General features: G+C 71.6%; 16 protein-coding genes. 5 read left to right on the top strand and 11 right to left on the bottom strand.

What is annotated here, in order from left to right; translation table 11 throughout:
- The first annotated feature begins 2 nt into the window (after positions 1-2).
- The 3 genes from pal to tilS all read left to right on the top strand — a co-directional run bounded on the left by pal (position 3) and on the right by tilS (position 2687).
- On the top strand, positions 3-557 hold the full coding sequence (gene pal, locus LRS04_RS09165; RefSeq protein WP_257816097.1) for a peptidoglycan-associated lipoprotein Pal: 555 nt from the start codon (positions 3-5) through the stop codon (positions 555-557).
- A gap of 418 nt (positions 558-975) precedes the next feature.
- Complete coding sequence (locus LRS04_RS26750; protein WP_308238103.1) at positions 976-1557, top strand: hypothetical protein; 582 nt, start codon at positions 976-978, stop codon at positions 1555-1557.
- Positions 1491-2687 carry a tRNA lysidine(34) synthetase TilS gene (gene tilS, locus LRS04_RS09155; RefSeq protein ID WP_308238312.1) on the top strand — a complete coding sequence of 399 codons (1197 nt, stop codon included), beginning with the start codon at positions 1491-1493 and terminating at the stop codon, positions 2685-2687. Before LRS04_RS26750 ends, tilS begins: the two co-directional genes overlap by 67 nt.
- A gap of 139 nt (positions 2688-2826) precedes the next feature.
- On the opposite strand, the gene LRS04_RS09150 is transcribed toward tilS, so the two are convergent.
- The 5 genes from LRS04_RS09150 to LRS04_RS09130 form a co-directional block, all read right to left on the bottom strand.
- Positions 2827-3540, bottom strand: a complete 714-nt coding sequence (locus tag LRS04_RS09150; RefSeq protein ID WP_257816095.1) for an alpha/beta fold hydrolase — start codon at positions 3538-3540, stop codon at positions 2827-2829.
- Between the two features lie 19 nt (positions 3541-3559).
- Positions 3560-4546: an aldo/keto reductase gene (locus LRS04_RS09145; protein WP_257816094.1), complete on the bottom strand. Its 987-nt coding sequence runs from the start codon at positions 4544-4546 to the stop codon at positions 3560-3562.
- Positions 4452-5657, bottom strand: a complete 1206-nt coding sequence (locus LRS04_RS09140; RefSeq protein WP_257816093.1) for a M23 family metallopeptidase — start codon at positions 5655-5657, stop codon at positions 4452-4454. The genes LRS04_RS09145 and LRS04_RS09140 overlap by 95 nt, the downstream gene beginning before the upstream one ends.
- A gap of 197 nt (positions 5658-5854) precedes the next feature.
- Entirely contained in the window at positions 5855-6868 is a 1014-nt protein-coding gene (locus tag LRS04_RS09135; RefSeq protein ID WP_257816092.1) for an autotransporter domain-containing protein, read from the bottom strand.
- Complete coding sequence (locus tag LRS04_RS09130; RefSeq protein WP_257816091.1) at positions 6783-8879, bottom strand: hypothetical protein; 2097 nt, start codon at positions 8877-8879, stop codon at positions 6783-6785. The genes LRS04_RS09135 and LRS04_RS09130 overlap by 86 nt, the downstream gene beginning before the upstream one ends.
- A gap of 187 nt (positions 8880-9066) precedes the next feature.
- On the opposite strand from LRS04_RS09130, the gene LRS04_RS09125 reads away from it, so the two are divergent.
- Both LRS04_RS09125 and LRS04_RS26745 read left to right on the top strand, forming a co-directional pair.
- The gene (locus tag LRS04_RS09125) at positions 9067-9390 is read left to right on the top strand and encodes a helix-turn-helix domain-containing protein (RefSeq protein WP_257816090.1); all 324 of its coding nucleotides are present in this window, start codon (positions 9067-9069) and stop codon (positions 9388-9390) included.
- An 18-nt stretch (positions 9391-9408) separates the two neighbouring features.
- Positions 9409-10719 carry a calcium-binding protein gene (locus LRS04_RS26745; protein WP_308238102.1) on the top strand — a complete coding sequence of 437 codons (1311 nt, stop codon included), beginning with the start codon at positions 9409-9411 and terminating at the stop codon, positions 10717-10719.
- Positions 10720-10729: 10 nt separating this feature from the next.
- Here the strand turns inward: LRS04_RS26745 and LRS04_RS09115 are convergent, their stop codons facing one another.
- The 6 genes from LRS04_RS09115 to LRS04_RS09090 form a co-directional block, all read right to left on the bottom strand.
- Positions 10730-12145, bottom strand: a complete 1416-nt coding sequence (locus LRS04_RS09115) for an NAD(P)(+) transhydrogenase (Re/Si-specific) subunit beta (protein ID WP_257816089.1) — start codon at positions 12143-12145, stop codon at positions 10730-10732.
- Positions 12142-12357, bottom strand: coding sequence for a hypothetical protein (locus tag LRS04_RS09110; RefSeq protein ID WP_257816088.1), 216 nt, complete (start codon positions 12355-12357; stop codon positions 12142-12144). The genes LRS04_RS09115 and LRS04_RS09110 overlap by 4 nt, the downstream gene beginning before the upstream one ends.
- On the bottom strand, positions 12354-12695 hold the full coding sequence (locus LRS04_RS09105) for a proton-translocating transhydrogenase family protein (protein WP_257816087.1): 342 nt from the start codon (positions 12693-12695) through the stop codon (positions 12354-12356). The genes LRS04_RS09110 and LRS04_RS09105 overlap by 4 nt, the downstream gene beginning before the upstream one ends.
- Positions 12696-12701: 6 nt before the next feature.
- Positions 12702-13832 carry a Re/Si-specific NAD(P)(+) transhydrogenase subunit alpha gene (locus tag LRS04_RS09100; protein WP_257816086.1) on the bottom strand — a complete coding sequence of 377 codons (1131 nt, stop codon included), beginning with the start codon at positions 13830-13832 and terminating at the stop codon, positions 12702-12704.
- Positions 13833-14067: 235 nt separating this feature from the next.
- Positions 14068-14301 (bottom strand): aa3-type cytochrome c oxidase subunit IV, encoded by a 234-nt coding sequence (locus LRS04_RS09095; protein WP_257816085.1) that lies wholly within the window; start codon positions 14299-14301, stop codon positions 14068-14070.
- Between the two features lie 75 nt (positions 14302-14376).
- The gene (locus LRS04_RS09090) at positions 14377-15030 is read right to left on the bottom strand and encodes an alpha/beta fold hydrolase (protein WP_257816084.1); all 654 of its coding nucleotides are present in this window, start codon (positions 15028-15030) and stop codon (positions 14377-14379) included.
- Positions 15031-15607 lie beyond the last annotated feature (577 nt).

Here is a 15607-nt window from a genome sequence, read left to right as displayed (position 1 = left end):
ACATGGCCCTCAGCTACAACAAGACCGCGGTGAACCTGACCCTCGTGGCCGCCGCGGCCCTGTCGCTGGCCGCCTGCTCGCGGCCAAAGCCCCCGCTCGACACCCGTCCGCCGGCTTCGACGACGCAGCCGGCCCCGCCGCCGACCAGCCAGCCCGGCCCGGTGAGCAGCCAGCCGACCGGCGCGCTGCCCGGCTCGGCCCAGGACTTCACGGTCAATGTCGGCGACCGCGTGCTCTTCGACTTCGACCGGTACGACATCCGCGCCGATGCTCAGCCGGTCCTGAGCGCCCAGGCCGCGTGGCTCCGCCGCTACCCCTCGGTCCGCGTGCGGATCGAAGGCAACACCGATGAGCTGGGCACCCGCGAGTACAACCTCGCGCTCGGCGCCCGCCGCGCCAACGCCGTCCGCGACTTCCTGGTCTCCAACGGCGTCACCGCCGACCGGATCGCCACGGTCTCGTACGGCAAGGAGCAGCCCGTCGACACGAGCGGCACGGACGAGGGCCACGCCCAGAACCGTAACGCCAAGACCGCGATCGTCAGCGGCGCGCGCTAAGCTCGCGCCCTGAAATCGCCGCCGCCCGCTGCCAGGCTCTTCTCCATGCTGACCCGCCGCCTTCGCACGTCCCTCGTCGTCCTGGCCTTCGCAGCCGCCCTTCCGGCGGTCGCGCAGACTCCCATGGACGATCCGCTGGACAGTCGTGACGCCCGGCGGGTGGACCGCATGGAGAAGGTCGTGCGCGAGCTGCGCGACATCGTCTTCAAGGCCCAGAGGACCGGCGCGCCGGTGGTCGTCCAGCCGGCCGACACCGACGCCCGGCTGGCGGACCTCTCCCAGCGTATCGGGGATCTCGAGCAGTCGCTGACCCGGATGAACGGCTCGCTCGAGACCACGACGCACGAACTCGAGCTCACCAAGCGCGAGAACGAAACCCCTGAAGACCCAGGTCAGGGACCTCACCGACCGGCTGACGGTGGCGGAGAAGGCGGTCGCCCCGCCGCCGCCGCCCGAGCCGCCGGCCGAGGCCGTCGCCGACGCGCCGAAGGCCACGCCGCAGGAGGCCTTCACGGCCGCGCGGCAGCTGATGCTCGGCGGCGACTACGACGGGGCGGAGCAGGCCTTCGCGGCCTATGTCCAGACCTATCCGGAAGGCCCGCGGGTCGCCGAGGCGCGGTACTGGTGGGGCAAGACGCTCACCGTCCGCAACGCCCACGCCCAGGCCGCCACGGCCTATATCGGCGCGATCCGCGGCTGGCCGCAGACCGCCTGGGCCGGACGCCACGGTCGAGCTCGCCCGGTCTCTGGTGGCCCTGAAGAAGCCCACCGACGCCTGCCAGACGCTCGCCGAACTCACCAAGCGCTACCCGAAGGCGCCGGCCGCCGTGGCCAGCCGGGCCGCGGCCACCCGCACCCAGGCGAAGTGCGCGGCGTAGGATGGAGCCGGGCGACCCGCTCGCCGACGCCGTCCTCCCCGTCCTCGACCGCCGCCTGCTGGCCGACGACGAGCGGCCGCTGGCCGTGGCGCTGTCCGGCGGCGGCGACAGCCTGGCGCTGACCCTGCTCGCCGCGGAATGGGGCAAGCAGGCCGGACGTCCCATCCTCGTCCTGACCGTGGACCATGGCCTGCAGCGGCAGAGCGCCGCCTGGACCCAGGCCTGCGCCGAGACGGCGCGGCGCCTCGGCGCGGACTTTCGGGCGCTTGCCTGGACCGGCGCGAAGCCGGGCTCCGGCCTCGCGGCCGCAGCCCGCGAGGCCCGTCACAGGCTGCTGGCCGACGCCGCCCGACAGGCCGGCGCGCGCGTGATCCTCATGGGCCATACGGCCAGCGATGTCGCCGAGGCCGCGGCCATGCGCGCGGCCGGCTCGACCACGCCCGCGCCGCGCGAATGGGCGCCCTCGCCCGCCTGGCCCGAGGGCCGCGGCCTCTTCGTGCTGCGGCCGATGCTGTCGGTGACGCGGGCCGCGATCCGCGACTGGCTGACCGCCCGCGGCGAGACCTGGATCGACGACCCGGCCAACAGCGATCTGGCTTCCGCCAGGGTCCGGGCCCGGGCGGCCGATCCGCCGCCCGACGAGCCGCCGGGCGAGCCGGCGCTGGCGCCCCTGGCGGAGGCGTGCCGGTTCGACGCGGCGGGCGGCGTCACCTTCGAGCGCGCTCTGCTGCGGGGCGCCGAGCCCGCACAGGCCGCGACCTTCCTGGCCATGGCGGCCGTCTGCGCGGGCGGCGGCGACCGCCGCCCGGCGTCCGATCGGGTGGAGCGGCTGCGGGCGATCCTCGCCGGCGGCGCGGTCACAGCCACGACCCTGGCCGGCGCCCGGATCGAGGCCGACGCGGAGGTCGTGCGGATCTTCCGCGAGCCCGGCGAGGCGAAGCGCGGCGGCCTGCCGATGCTCTACCTGACCCCCGGCAAGCCCGTCGTCTGGGACGGCCGTTTCGAGCTCACCGCCGCCCGCGACGGCCTGCGCGTGGATCGGCTGGAAGGCCTGATGCGCAAGCTTCCCCCTGACCAGCAGGCGGCCGTCGCGGCCCTGCCCGCCAAGGCGCGCGGCGGGCTCCCGGCGGTCACCGACGGCCCGCTGGTCGTCTGCCCGGCCGTGACGCAGGTGGTCGGCGTCGAGTGCCGGTCGCTCGTCGCCGAACGCCTGCTCGCCGCCTGCGGCCTGCTGGAGCGCGAGCCCTTCTAGAGGGTTTCCAGCACGTGCTCGACACCACGCACGACCGGGTCGGCGAACCGGCGACCGAGCAGGCTCGCATGCGTCGAGCCCGCCACATGCTCCACGTGGCCGCGACGCGACGCGAGGGCCGGCGCGGACTGCAGGGTCTTCAGCCACGGCCGCGCCTGCTCGCCCCCGCGGTGATCACGGCGACCGGCAGTTCCGGCGGCAGGTCCGTCCGGCCGGCCTGGGCGGAGGTCGCGGGCCAGGCGTCGACCTCGTCGGCCGCGCCGCGGGCGTGGGGCGCGGAGCCGTGGATCCGCCGCTTCTCCACCGCCGCCTCGCCGGTGAGGCCGATGAGGTTGCCGGTGAGCAGCGACACCGGCCGCATCAGCCCGACCCGGGCGCCGGCCTCGGCCAGCCTGAGCACGCGCCCGAACGAGCGGACGGCGCGTGCTCCGCCGGGCAAGGCGATGACGTCCGGCGTCATGGCGTCGACCAGAACCAGGCCCTTCACGCGCGCCGGCTCGACGAGCGCCAGCAGGCGCACCATCAGCCCGCCCATGGAATGGCCGACGGCGATCAGCGGCCCTTCCTCGCCGACTGCGGCGAGCAGCGCCCGGGCGTCGGCGACGATGGCGCCGCCATCGCGGGGCCGGGGGCCGGGATCGGAATGGCCGAGGCCGGCGCGGTCGTAGGCCAGGCTCCGCAGCCCCTTGGCCGCCAGCCGCTCCTGCACCACCGCCCAGTCCGCGGCGCAGCCGAAGGCGCCATGCTCCAGGAAGATCAGCGGGCCCGATCCTGCCGGGCCCGCGCGCACGGCGCGCAGGCGCCGGCCGCCGATGTCCACCTGCTCGCCGCGGAACGCGAGCGCCGGCTTCAACTCTGCGTACGCCAGGGGATCAGTCCTTCGTGAACGGCTTCGGCACGCGCGACGCGCCCTGGCGGGGCAGCATCCAGCCGGGGTATTCCGCCGCCAGTTCGCTGACCTCGTCCAGCCGGGCGACGTCCTGGGCGGTGAGCGTGAGGTCGACGGCGGCCAGGTTGTCGTCCAGCTGCTCCAGGGTCTTGGCGCCGATGATGATGCTCATCACGTGCGGCTTGGCGAGCAGCCAAGCCAGCGCCACCCGGGCGACCGAGGCGCCGTGGGCCTCGCCGACCTCGCGCATGGCCTCGACGCAGGCCCAGGCGCGGTCGCGGTTCACCGGCGGGAAGTCGAAGTTGGTGCGGCGCGCGTCCTGCGGATTGTTGGACCCCGGCCCGAACTTGCCGGACAGCAGGCCGCCGGCCAGCGGCGACCAGACCATCAGGCCGAGCTTCTCGGACGTCAGCATCGGGACCAGCTCGCGCTCCAGGTCGCGGCCGGCGATGGAGTAGTAGGCCTGCAGCGTCTCGAAGCGCGCATAGCCCTTCTGCTCGCTCACCCCCAGCGCCTTGGCGATCTTCCAGGCCTGCCAGTTCGAGACGCCCACGTACCGCACGAGCCCCTGGCGCGTCAGGTCGTCCAGCGCCCGCAAGGTCTCGTCGACGGGGGTCACGCTGTCGTTGCCGTGGATCTGGTAGAGGTCGATGTGGTCGACCTGCAGCCGCTCCAGGCTCCGCTGCACGGAATCCATGATGTGACCGCGGCTCGCGCCCCGGTCGTTGGGGCCAGGTCCCATCTCGCCATAGACCTTGGTGGCGATCACCACGTCGCTGCGCTTCACGCCGAGGTTCTTCAGCGCCTGGCCGGTGAGCCGCTCCGACTCCCCGAAGGAGTAGACGTCGGCCGTATCGATGAAGTTGACCCCGGCCTCAATGGCGCTGCCGACGATGGCGTCCACCTCGCCCTGCTGCAGGGCGCCGATGGCGCGCCAGATGCCCGCCTCGCTCGAGCCGCCGAAGGTCATGGTCCCGAGGCAGATCTCGGACACATAGAGGCCGGTCCGGCCAAGCTGGTTGTATTTCATGCGCGCGATCTCCCGAGCCCCTCAGATATGGTGCCCCGACCGCGCGCCGTCGAGCCGTCGAGCCGTTCAGCCGTTGGCGGTGGCGATCGCGTCCTCGGCGGCGGGAGCGGGCGTGGGCGCGGCGGGCCGTGGGGGCCGCGGCGGGCCCGAGCGACGGCGGCCGGGGCGCGGGCTCCGAGCCGTACGCGGGCACCGGCCGGCGGTCGGCGTTGAAGCGGATGGTCGCGCGTGGCCGGCCGTCGCCGTAGCGCACGGTGACGCCGGCGTCGCGGGCCACGCCCGGCGCGTCGGCGGCCAGGGCTCCCGACTTGCGCTCCAGCTTCGCCTGCATCAGCAGCTTCTTGCTCTCCGGGATGCGCGAGACGAACGCCATGCGGACGCGGCGCGGGAAGCGGCGGGCTTCCGTAAGCGGGAGATCGTCGGCGCTGGCGAAGGCCCGGCCCATGAACAGCGTCGGGTTCAGTGGCCGGTCCCGGGCGTCGCGGACCTCGAAATGCAGGTGCGGGCCGGTGGAGGTCCCCGACGAGCCCACCTTGCCGACCACCGTTCCCGCGGCGACAGCCCGGCCCGGCCGCATGCCGTCGGCCACTGCGCCCATGTGGGCGTAGAGCGTGGTCAGGCCCTCGGCGTGGACGAGTTCCACGAAACGGCCGTAGCTGCTGCTCTGCCCGGCGCGGGTGACGACGCCGTCGGCCGAGGCCAGCACCGGCGCGCCGAAGTCGGCGGCGATGTCGACGCCCTCGTGCAGGCGGCCGTTTTCTTCCCACGGAAGCTGGCGTAGGCCGAACGGCGAGACGACCTCTTCGCCGGCCACCGGCGTGCGGAAGGCGATCAGGACGGCGGGTTCGACGGCTGCAGCGGGCGTGGCGGGCGCGGCGGGCGCGGAGACGAGGCGGGCGACGCTGGTCGGCGGAGCCGCGGCAGGCTCTGGGCGGTCCGGCAGGGCCGCGTTCGCCGCCGTGATGGCGCCCAGGGCGACGGCCGCGCCGATGCCCGCATCGATGATCCAGTGACGCGCACGCGCCTCGAGAGCCGAACTCGCTTCCGTCAAGGCTGATAGTCTCCCAGCACCGCCGCGCCCGTTTTCGAGGGCGGTTCCGTTATGGAGACCACCCGGGCGTCGGCATTCCCGCCGTTAGGGGTTGGTTAACTGGGCGAGCTTCTAGGCGAAAACTTGGCGGCCGGACATTCGAAACTGTCCGCGGGAGACCGGAACCGGCCGCCAAGCTTTGCTGTCGGTGCGCGGTCCTAGAAGAGGAACCGGACGACCGCGCGCAGGTCGTATTCCTTGTAGCTGTCGTCGAACACGCCGCCGCCTTCGATGGCGTAGAGCACCTGGTTGGCGCCCCCGCGGACGCCCACGCGGGCCACCGCGCCGCCCTTGAAGGCGTCTTCCGCATCGAGGCTGAACTGCGTGCCGGTCCCGAACCGGGCGACCGTCTTGCCAGCGTCTCCGGCGAGCTTGGCGCGCCAGCCGACCTTGACCTCCGGAGCCCACCAGAAATCGTCGCCGAACCGCGCGCCGAGCGCCATCAGCGCCGATCCGGTCAGCAGGTCGCCCTTGCGGTCCTCGACCGTCAGGTCGAAGCCGTTGCCGCCGCCGGCCTCGGTGTAGCCGTCCTCGGAGAGCCGGATGTAGTCGGCTGACAGCTCCGGCCGGGCGTAGAACAGGCCGAGCCGCGCCTCGTAGGACACGCCGGCGTGGCCCTCGATCAGCCAGCCGTTCCAGTCGGCTTCCGAACGCAGGTTGATGTCGCCGGTGGTCAGCACGCGGGTCGAATCGAAGGAGGCGTAGCCGAGGCCGCCGCGGACGTTGCCCTGGAACCCGCCGGCCTGGACGCGCCAGTAGGCGCCGCCGCCAAGGAAGTTCATGGCGATCTTCTCGCCGGCCGCCGCGCCCTGGTCGTTGTATTCGACGCTGACGAAGCTGGCGGAGAGGCCCACGGCCTGGTTGTCGCCGACCAGTTCGTAGCCGCCGGCCAGGCCGAAGCCTTCCGACTCGAAGCCCAGCGCATCCTCGGCGTCGCGGTCGATCTGGAACAGGATCTCTTCCGCCCAGACGCCATTGCCGCCGCCGCCGTTCGGCGCGTGCGGGTGCGCGATCGCCGAAGAAATGGCCGTGGAGATCGCCTGGGCCGACATCAGGGCTCCGCCCGAGTGGTCGGGGAGAAGCTGGTCATAGACCGCGCGGAAGCCCTCGTTTGTCTTCTGCGAGAGGATCGCGCTCTCGATCGAGCCGTTCCTGTCGAGGTTGTCGAACACCGCGCCGAAGGCTGCGGCGCCCGACCGATTGAGACCAAGCTCGGTGGCGGTCTTCGGGCGGATGTCCACATAGACCGCGTTGGCGTCGTTGCGCAGGGACGCGGTGTAGAGGAACGGCGCGCCGGCCAGGGTGGCCGTGCCGCCCTGCACGGTGAGCGCGTTCGAGCGGATGATCTCGTAGGACTTGGCCCCCCGCTGCAGCGAGGCGAGGTTCAGGTCGAACTGCGCGCCCGAGGCGACGGTCGTCGCGCCCGAGACGTTGACCCGCGTCGCGACGCCGGTCTCCCCGTCGACCGTGACCGCCAGCACGCTTTTGGCGCCCAGGGACAGCGAGGAAATCTGGATCACCTCGGTGTTGGTCACCGCCAGGCGGCCGTCCCCCCACGCTGACGTCGAGGCGGCCGTCGGTGTCGGTCAGCCGGCCCGTCACCACGCCGCCCGCGTCGATCACCAGGGTGTCGGCGCCCGTGCCGAAGCCCATGGCGCCGGTCAGCGTGCCGCCCTGGATTTCCAGCCGGTCCGCGCCCGAGCCGAACAGGACGTCGCCCAGGATCGCGGGCGTGCTGGTGCTCGTCGCCTTGGTCTGACGCACCGTGGCGCCGGAGACGTTGGCGCGCAGGTCGAGCGCGATCGCCTGGCCGGCGTTGGTCGAGCCGGTCCTGGGCGTGGAAAGGGCGCGGATGACGCCGGTGTTCTCCACCAGCGACAGGCTGCCGGAGAGGTCGACGACCGCGCGGGCGTCCTGCGAGCCGTTGGCCAGGATGGCCTCGATGGTCCCGGAGTTGCGCAGCGCCGGCACGACGCCGTTTTGGTTGATCAGCAGGCCGGTGGCCGCGCCGCCCTGGGCGGTGACGTCCGCGCCGTAGGAGGTGGCGCTGACCCGGCCGCCGAGGATGTTGATGCCGTTGACGATGGTGGTGACGCCGCCGCCGGCCTCGCCGATCCTGACGCCGGTGGAGGCGACGCCGTCCTGCAGGCCGGAGCCCACGGCCTCGCCCTTGATCACCAGGCCGTAGGCCTTGTCGCCAGCGCCGACGAGGCCGATGGTCGTGGCCCGGTCGGCGGCGCCGATGGCGATGGCCGGCGCTGCGCCGACCACGTTGATCGAGGCGTTGCCCTCGGAGGCGTCGGCGACGCCGTCGTCGTCCTCGTCGGTGTCGTTGGCGTCGTTGTCGGCCGGCCGGGTGTCGAGGATCACGCCGCCCGCCACATTGCCCACGACCTTGAGGCCGGCGCCGCCCTGCTTCAGGTCGTCGGCGTCCAGCTTCGCGCGGACGGAATCGATGAAGCGGGTGGTGTCGCGGTAACCGGTGACCGAAATCACGCCCTGCATCCGCACCGCGCCGCCCACGTCGCCCAGCACGACGCCATTCGACGCCTCGCCGCGCACCTGGACGGTCCCGTTGATGTCGGCGTTGACCGAGATGTCGGTGGCCGAGATGCCGACGCTGCGGTCGCCGATGACGCTCACCGCGCCGCCGTTGATCAGCGAACCGTTCAGCCGGGTGTCCATCAGGATGCCCGCGGAGTCGTTGCCCTCGATGCTGATCGAGCCGGCCGCCTCGTTGCGGATGTCGCCGGTGAAGGCGCCGGGACCGGTGACCCGCAGGCCTACGCGGTTCGAACCCTGGGCGAACAGCCCGTCCAGGTCGCCGTCGTTGTCCGTGTCGGTGGGCGTGTAATCCTCGGTGGACAGCAGCACGCCGCTGTTGCTCACCGAGCCGGTGTTGCCGCCGAGGACCAGCAGCGCCGTGGAGTTGTTGACCCCGGTGTCGAAGCCGACGGTGCCCGAGCTCTTCACCGCGTTGGAGGAATTCAGGGTCACTGCCGCGCCGGACGTGGTCGGCTTGATCGAGCCGGTGGCCTCGACCGTCAGGTCGTCGCGCGCACCATTGGCCACCGTCGCCGTCTGCACCGGTGTCGTCGTGGCGGTCGTGATCTTGGTCTCGGCGCTGGCGGACGCAGCATAGGCCAGCGGCAGGAGGGCCGCGGACACGAACAGACGCTTCATGATTCTGGAGATCCCCTGGCGCGCCCCCGCGCCCCGATAAGCCCGCCCGTTCTTAAGTTGGCAGGCTCCCCGTGACAAGCGGACGACCGTGACGTATGTACTTGTTTCGTAAAAACTGTACGCGGCTTCCCGGGGCGCTTCAAGACGCTCTTGACGGAGCGCCGTTATCGATCGCCCAGGAGCGACCATGCCGAGACCCGCCGCTGATCCCGCCAAGGCCGCTCAGACCAAGCTGCTGCGCCAGCAGGCCGGACGCTGGCTGAAGGGCGCGCGGGAGACGGCCGGCCTCACCCAGGCGGAACTCGCCGACCGCGTCGGCTTGCGCTACTACACCTTCGTGAGCCAGGTGGAGAGCGGTCTGGGACGCCTCCCCATCGAGACCCAGCGGGCCTGGGCCGAGGCGCTCGGCGTCGATCCCGGCGAGTTCGCCCGCACCCTCCTGGGGTACTACGAACCCGAGTTGTACCGCCTGCTGTTCGAAGACGCGGGCCGCCAGGCGGCCCAGGCCTGAGGGGATACCTGACCGTCCATGGGTGACGTCCTCCCGTTCATCGCGAGGGTTCGCGAAAGCGGCGACTGGACCGCGGCCGAACGCGCGCGGCTGGAGGCGCTCGGCCGGCAGTTCGCGGAGGAGGGTCTCCGGGTCGAGGTCATCTACGGGGCCACCGAGGACGGCGACCCCTGGTGCGTGGTGAAGGACCAGAACGAGGAGGTCCTTGTCCACGTGGCCCGTATCGGCGGCCGCTTCGTGGTCCACTATGCCGTTGACGACGCCATCGCCGAGGGGGCCGACCTGCATCTGGCGCTGGCCGAGCGGCTGGCCGTCGATGACGATACGCCGCAGGGCGATGTGGTCGTTCCGTTCAGCCTGGCCGGCCGCCAGGCCCAGACCTTCATCGCGCTCGTGGTGGCGACGGCCTTCTTCTACGAGACCAGCGCGGCGGTGATCGAAGCCGGCGAACTCGGCGAGGAGCTGCATTTCGACAGCGACCCGCCGCCCCCGCCGACGCTGGCAGAGGACAATTCGCTGAACGAGAAGCGCGAGGTCGCGACCCAGGCCGTGGTCGTCACCTCCGACGCCGAGCCCGCGCCGAGGACAGTGGAGCTCGCGGCGGCCGGGCCGCAGGCCCCGGCGGTCGCGGCGCCGCAGACCGCGCTCCACGTCGCCGCCAAGGACGAGGCCCAGCCGCTCGGCAAGCCTGAGCCCGAGGAAGCCGCGCAGGTCGCCGAGGCGCGCGCGGCGGCGGTCAATGTGATCAGGGGCGGCGACGGCGACGACGTGCTGACCGGGACCTCCGGCGTCGATCACCTGCAGGGCGGCGACGGGAACGACACCCTCTCCGGCGGCGGCACGAACCACGCCGGCTACGATTTCCTGCAGGGCGGCGCCGGGGCCGACCGGCTGATGGTAAACGCCGAGACCGTCGCCGAGGGCGGGTCGGGCGCCGACACCTTCGTGATCGCAAGGCCCATCGTCATGGGCGACGCCAGCACCCTGCTGGGCGTGATCCTCGACTTCCGCGCCGAGGAGGGCGACGAGGTCGAGACCGAGAAGGGGGGGCCGGTTGTGCTTCCGCCCTCGCCGCCGGGCGACATGGAGACCGAGGAACACCCGCCGACCGACGGCACGGGCCTTCTGCCGCCGGGGACCAGCTTCGGCCCCGGCCGCCGCGTCGAGGTCGACCTCGACGGCGACGGGGTGGTGGACGGCTACATCTGGGTCGCCAACGTGCAGAGCAAGCTCGGCGCCGGCGAACCCCCGCCTGTGAGCGTCGCTCTCGACGACGCGATGGTCACCACCGTCGGCGGGATCTGGAACGCCTGGGACATCGGCGCCTGAGGCGGCCGCCTCAGAGCGACTTCAGGATCCCCTCGACCATCTTCTTGGCGTCGCCGAACAGCATCATGGTGTTATCGCGGAAGAAGAGCTCGTTCTCGACGCCGGCGTAGCCCGACGACATGCCGCGCTTCACGAACAGCACCGTGCGGGCCTTCTCCACGTCGAGGATCGGCATGCCGTAGATCGCCGAGGTGGGGTCGGTCTTGGCCGCCGGGTTGGTGACGTCGTTGGCCCCGATCACGAAGGCCACGTCGGCGGTGGAGAACTCGGAGTTGATGTCCTCCAGCTCGAACACCTCGTCGTAGGGGACGTTCGCTTCTGCAAGGAGCACGTTCATGTGCCCGGGCATCCGGCCGGCCACCGGGTGGATGGCGTACTTCACCTCGACGCCCTCCTCCTTCAGCGTGTCGGCCATCTCGCGCAACGCGTGCTGCGCCTGGCTGACCGCCATGCCGTAGCCGGGGACGATGATCACCTTGGACGCGTTCTTCATGATGAAGGCCGCGTCGTCGGCCGAGCCCTGCTTCACCGGCCGGGTTTCCACCTTGCCGCCGGAGGCCGCCGCGCTGTCGTCGGCGCCGAAGCCGCCGAGGATCACCGAGACGAAGCTGCGGTTCATGCCCTTGCACATGATGTAGCTGAGGATCGCGCCCGAGGAGCCGACCAGGGCGCCGGTGATGATCAGGGTGGTGTTCTCGAGCGTGAAGCCCAGCGCCGCCGCGGCCCAGCCGGAGTAGCTGTTCAGCATCGACACCACGACCGGCATGTCCGCCCCGCCGATCGGGATGATCAGGGTGACGCCGATCAGCAGGCTGAGCGCGAAGATCGCCCAGAAGGCCCAGAGCGCTGTCCCGCCGCTCATGACCAGCACGACCACCAGGGCGATGATGGCGAGCGCGATGACGACGTTCAGCAGGTGGCGGGCCGGCAGCAGGATCGGGGCCCCGCTCATGTTGCCGTTCAGCTTGGCGAAGGCGATCACCGAGCCGGTGAAGGTCACGGCGCCGATGGCCAGGCCGAGGCTGAGCTCGATCAACGAGATCATATGGACGCGGCCGGCCTCGGCGATGCCGTAGGCCTCGGGCGTGTGGATGGCGGCGACCGCCACCAGGCAGGCGGCCATGCCGACCAGGCTGTGGAAGGCGGCCACGAGCTGGGGCATCGAGGTCATGGCGACCTTGCGGGCGATCACCGCCCCGATCGCGCCGCCGATCGCCACGCCGCCGCCGATCAGGGCCAGGGTCAGGCCGTCCAGGGCCCCCTGGCTCCAGAGCGTGGCCAGCGTGGCGCCGACCGCGATCGCCATGCCGATCATGCCGTTGCGGTTGCCCGCCTGGCTGGAGGTCGGCGAGGACAAGCCCCGCAGCGCCAGGATGAACAGGACGCCTGAGACGAGGTAGAGGATGGCCGCGAGGTTGGCGTTCATTGGTCAGCGTCCCCCCGACGCTTGGTGAGGCTGGTGATCGCGGCGACGAGGGCGCCGACCACGAGGACTCCTCCGATCGCGAGGACGACCTTGCCGCCCGCGCCCTCGGTCAGTTGCGGCACGGCCTGGGACATGCTGATCAGGGCCCCGCCGGCGGCGGCGAGGATCGCGGCGCGGGATAGCTGGGCGTTGCGCGCGTAGCCGCTTCTCACTTCGCCCCGCCCTTCTTCGCAGGAGCTTCCTTCTTCTTGTACATGGCCAGCATCCGCTGGGTGACGAGGAAGCCGCCGAAGATGTTCACCGCCGCGAAGGCCGCGGCGACGGCGCCGGCCCCCTTGGAGATCAAGACGTTCCCCGTCAGCTCGCCGCCTTGGCCCGAGGCAGCGGCGGCCAGGAGCGCGCCGACGATGATCACCGAGGAGATGGCGTTGGTCACCGCCATCAGCGGCGTGTGCAGGGCCGGCGTCACGCTCCAGACCACGTAGTACCCGACGAAGATGGCCAGCACGAAGATGGCCAGGCGGAAGACGGTGGGATCGACGGCTTCCATGGGACCTCAGCCTTGCAGTTGCGGGTGGACGACCTTGCCGCCCTGGGTGACGAGGGCGGCCTTGAGGATCTCGTCCTCGTAGTCCGGCGCGAGCTGGCCGTCCTTGAGCAGGAGGGTCGAGAAGGCGAGCAGGTTGCGGGCGTAAAGCGCGGACGCGTCCGCCGCGATCCGGCCGGGCAGGTTCGGCCGGCCAAGGATCTTCACGCCGTTCTTGGTCTCGACGACCTCGCCCAGCTTCGCGCCCTCGACGTTGCCGCCCTGCTCGATGGCCAGATCGACGAGCACCGAGCCGGGCTTCATGGACGCCACCTGGGCGGCGCTGATCAGCTTCGGCGCCGGGCGGCCCGGGATCAGGGCCGTGGTGATGACGATGTCCTGCTTGGCGATGTGGCTGGAGACCAGCTCGGCCTGCTTGGCCTGGTACTCCTTGCTCATCTCCTTGGCGTAGCCGCCGGCGGTCTGGGCGTTCTTGAACTCCTCGTCCTCGACGGCGAGGAACTTGGCGCCCAGGCTCTCCACCTGCTCCTTGGTGGCGGGCCGCACGTCGGTGGCGGTCACCACCGCGCCGAGCCGCCGGGCCGTCGCGATGGCCTGCAGGCCGGCGACGCCGACGCCCATGATGAACACCTTGGCCGCGGCGATGGTGCCGGCGGCGGTCATCATCATCGGCAGGGCCTTGCCGTAGGCCTCGGCCCCTTCGATCACCGCCCGGTAGCCGGCGAGGTTGGCCTGGGAGGACAGGACGTCCATCACCTGGGCCCGGGTGATCCGGGGGACGAACTCCATGGCGAAGGCGGTGGCGCCGGCCTTGGCGAGCGCGGTGAGCTCAGCCTTGTCCTGGTAGGGGTTGAGGGTGGCGGCGACGATCGCCCCCGTCTTCAGGGCGGCGGCCTCAGCGGCCTCCGGCGCCCGCACCTTGAAGAGGATGTCCGCCTTGGCCAGCGCGTCCTTCGCGGTCTTGGCGATGGTCGCGCCGGCGTCCTTGTAGTCGGCGTCAGGATAGGAGGCTGCGGCCCCGGCGCCCGCCTCTACGGTCACGGCGAACCCGGCCGCGATCAGCTTCTTCACCGTCTCCGGCGTCGCGGCGACACGGGTCTCCCCGGCCCGGCGTTCCCTGGTGACGGCGATGACGGCCATCTGCTCCCCCTCTGATTGGGCGGGACCATAGGAGGCCGAGTCAGGGTCTGTCCAGCAGACGCAAAACGCCGTTCAGGCGGCGACATCCTTCCCCTTCAGGGGAGGGTGGCCGGCGCGTAGCGCCGCCGGATGGGGATGTCAGGAATCAGAAGGGCGGGCGGAGCCTGGACGCGACTCCCCCACCCGGCTCGCGGCGCGAGCTGTCCCTCCCCTGAAGGGAGGGATGCGCGGGCCCTTAGTGGGCCGCGGCGCTCTTTTCGCGCAGGGCCACGACGCCGATGACGGTCAGCGCCACGGCGGCGACGGTGGCGCCCAGGAAGCCGGTCTCGGTGCAGAACCACAGGGTCAGCCACAGGATCAGCGCGGCGGTGGCCAGCGAGCCCCACTTGGTCATGCCCATGACCAGAGCGTAGGTCGCGGTCTGCTCGGAGATGTCCATCTCGCCGCGGTGGTAATCGGGGTCGGCCATCGAGGGCGGTCTCTCTTACGAAATACGGAAGTCCGGTGGCCGGGGTGCTACACGAGAGCGCGCGCCGGCTCAAGCTCAGGCGCTGTCGCCGCCCGCGGCCGGCCAGGTCGCGAGGATCGCCCGGATGGCGGCCACCAGGGCCAGCGGCTGGTCGATCATGATGTGGTGGTGGCTGTCGGGGATCTCGATCTCGAGCATGTTCTTCGGGAAGAACGAGGGCTCGCCGCTCTTGCGGCGCTCGATGATCCGCGACTGGGCGCCGTAGATGTGGACCATCGGCGTCTCGATGGTCGCGCCGAGCTGCGGCATCATCCCCGTGCGGTCCAGCTTCTCCCACATGGTCGGGTCGAACCGCCAGGTCCAGCCCTCCCCCGATTTGTCGGGCAGCGGCGCGCGCTTCAGGGAGCGGCGGGCGATGAAGTCGGCGATGTAGGCGTTGCCCGCCGGCTGCGGCGGCATCAGGCGGAAGCGGTCGAGGGCGGCCTCAAGCGTCGGATAGACCCGGCTCGGCCGGTCGGCGGTCGGGATGTTGCGGACCTGCTCGGCCCGCTTCTGGCGCTCGGCGACCACCTCCGGCGGCGGGCCGCCGAAACCGGTGTCCACCAGGATCGCGGCGCGCATGTTCTCGGGGTTGGTCGCCGCGGCGAAGAACACCTGCCCGCCGCCGAACGAGTGGCCGATGTAGACCGGCTTCGCGCCGCCTTCGTAGAGGCCGGTCGCCCGGGCCACCGCCTCGGCGTCCCCTGGAGAAATCGGCGAAGGCGTAGCGGTCGCGCCAGTCCGACGCGCCCATGCCGGCCAGGGACATGGCGGCGACCCGGTAGTCCTGGGCGAAGAAGGGGGGCGATGAAGCTCCACCAGTCGGCGTGGGCCGAGTTGCCGTGCACGAAGAGCAGGCCGGGCTTGCCGACCTCGCCCCAGGTCAGCACCTCGAGCTTCGTGCCCAGGCTCTCGACGAAAGTCCGCTCGGGCTCCTGGGCGATGGCGTCCTTGAACCACTGCGGCGACGGGGGCTCGGCGCCCTTGAAGGCAGCCAGCGGCGCCTTCACCTCCGGCGGCAGGTCGTCGGAATGGAACGGGCGGTCGTCGTAGGTTTCCTTCTCGGGCTTCCCGCCCGCGACCTCGTCCGCCATCACGCCATCCCTCACAGCCTTCCTACCGGGTCTAACAACCGTTTGAAGAATGGCAAGCGCGCAGCTCTTGACGCTTTGCCTCCTGCTCAAGCTGGATGCGGCAGGCCGTCGCAGCAACCTCCTGTTCAGCTTGATCTGCCAGCCTCAGGCGTCATCTTCCCGCATCTGGTCGC

It is taken from the genome of Phenylobacterium sp. J367 (genome assembly GCF_024699985.1).
In the GTDB taxonomy this organism is placed as follows: domain Bacteria; phylum Pseudomonadota; class Alphaproteobacteria; order Caulobacterales; family Caulobacteraceae; genus Phenylobacterium.
The sequence above is the reverse complement of the archived record's forward strand: the minus strand, read 5'-3'. Positions and strand labels throughout refer to the sequence as shown.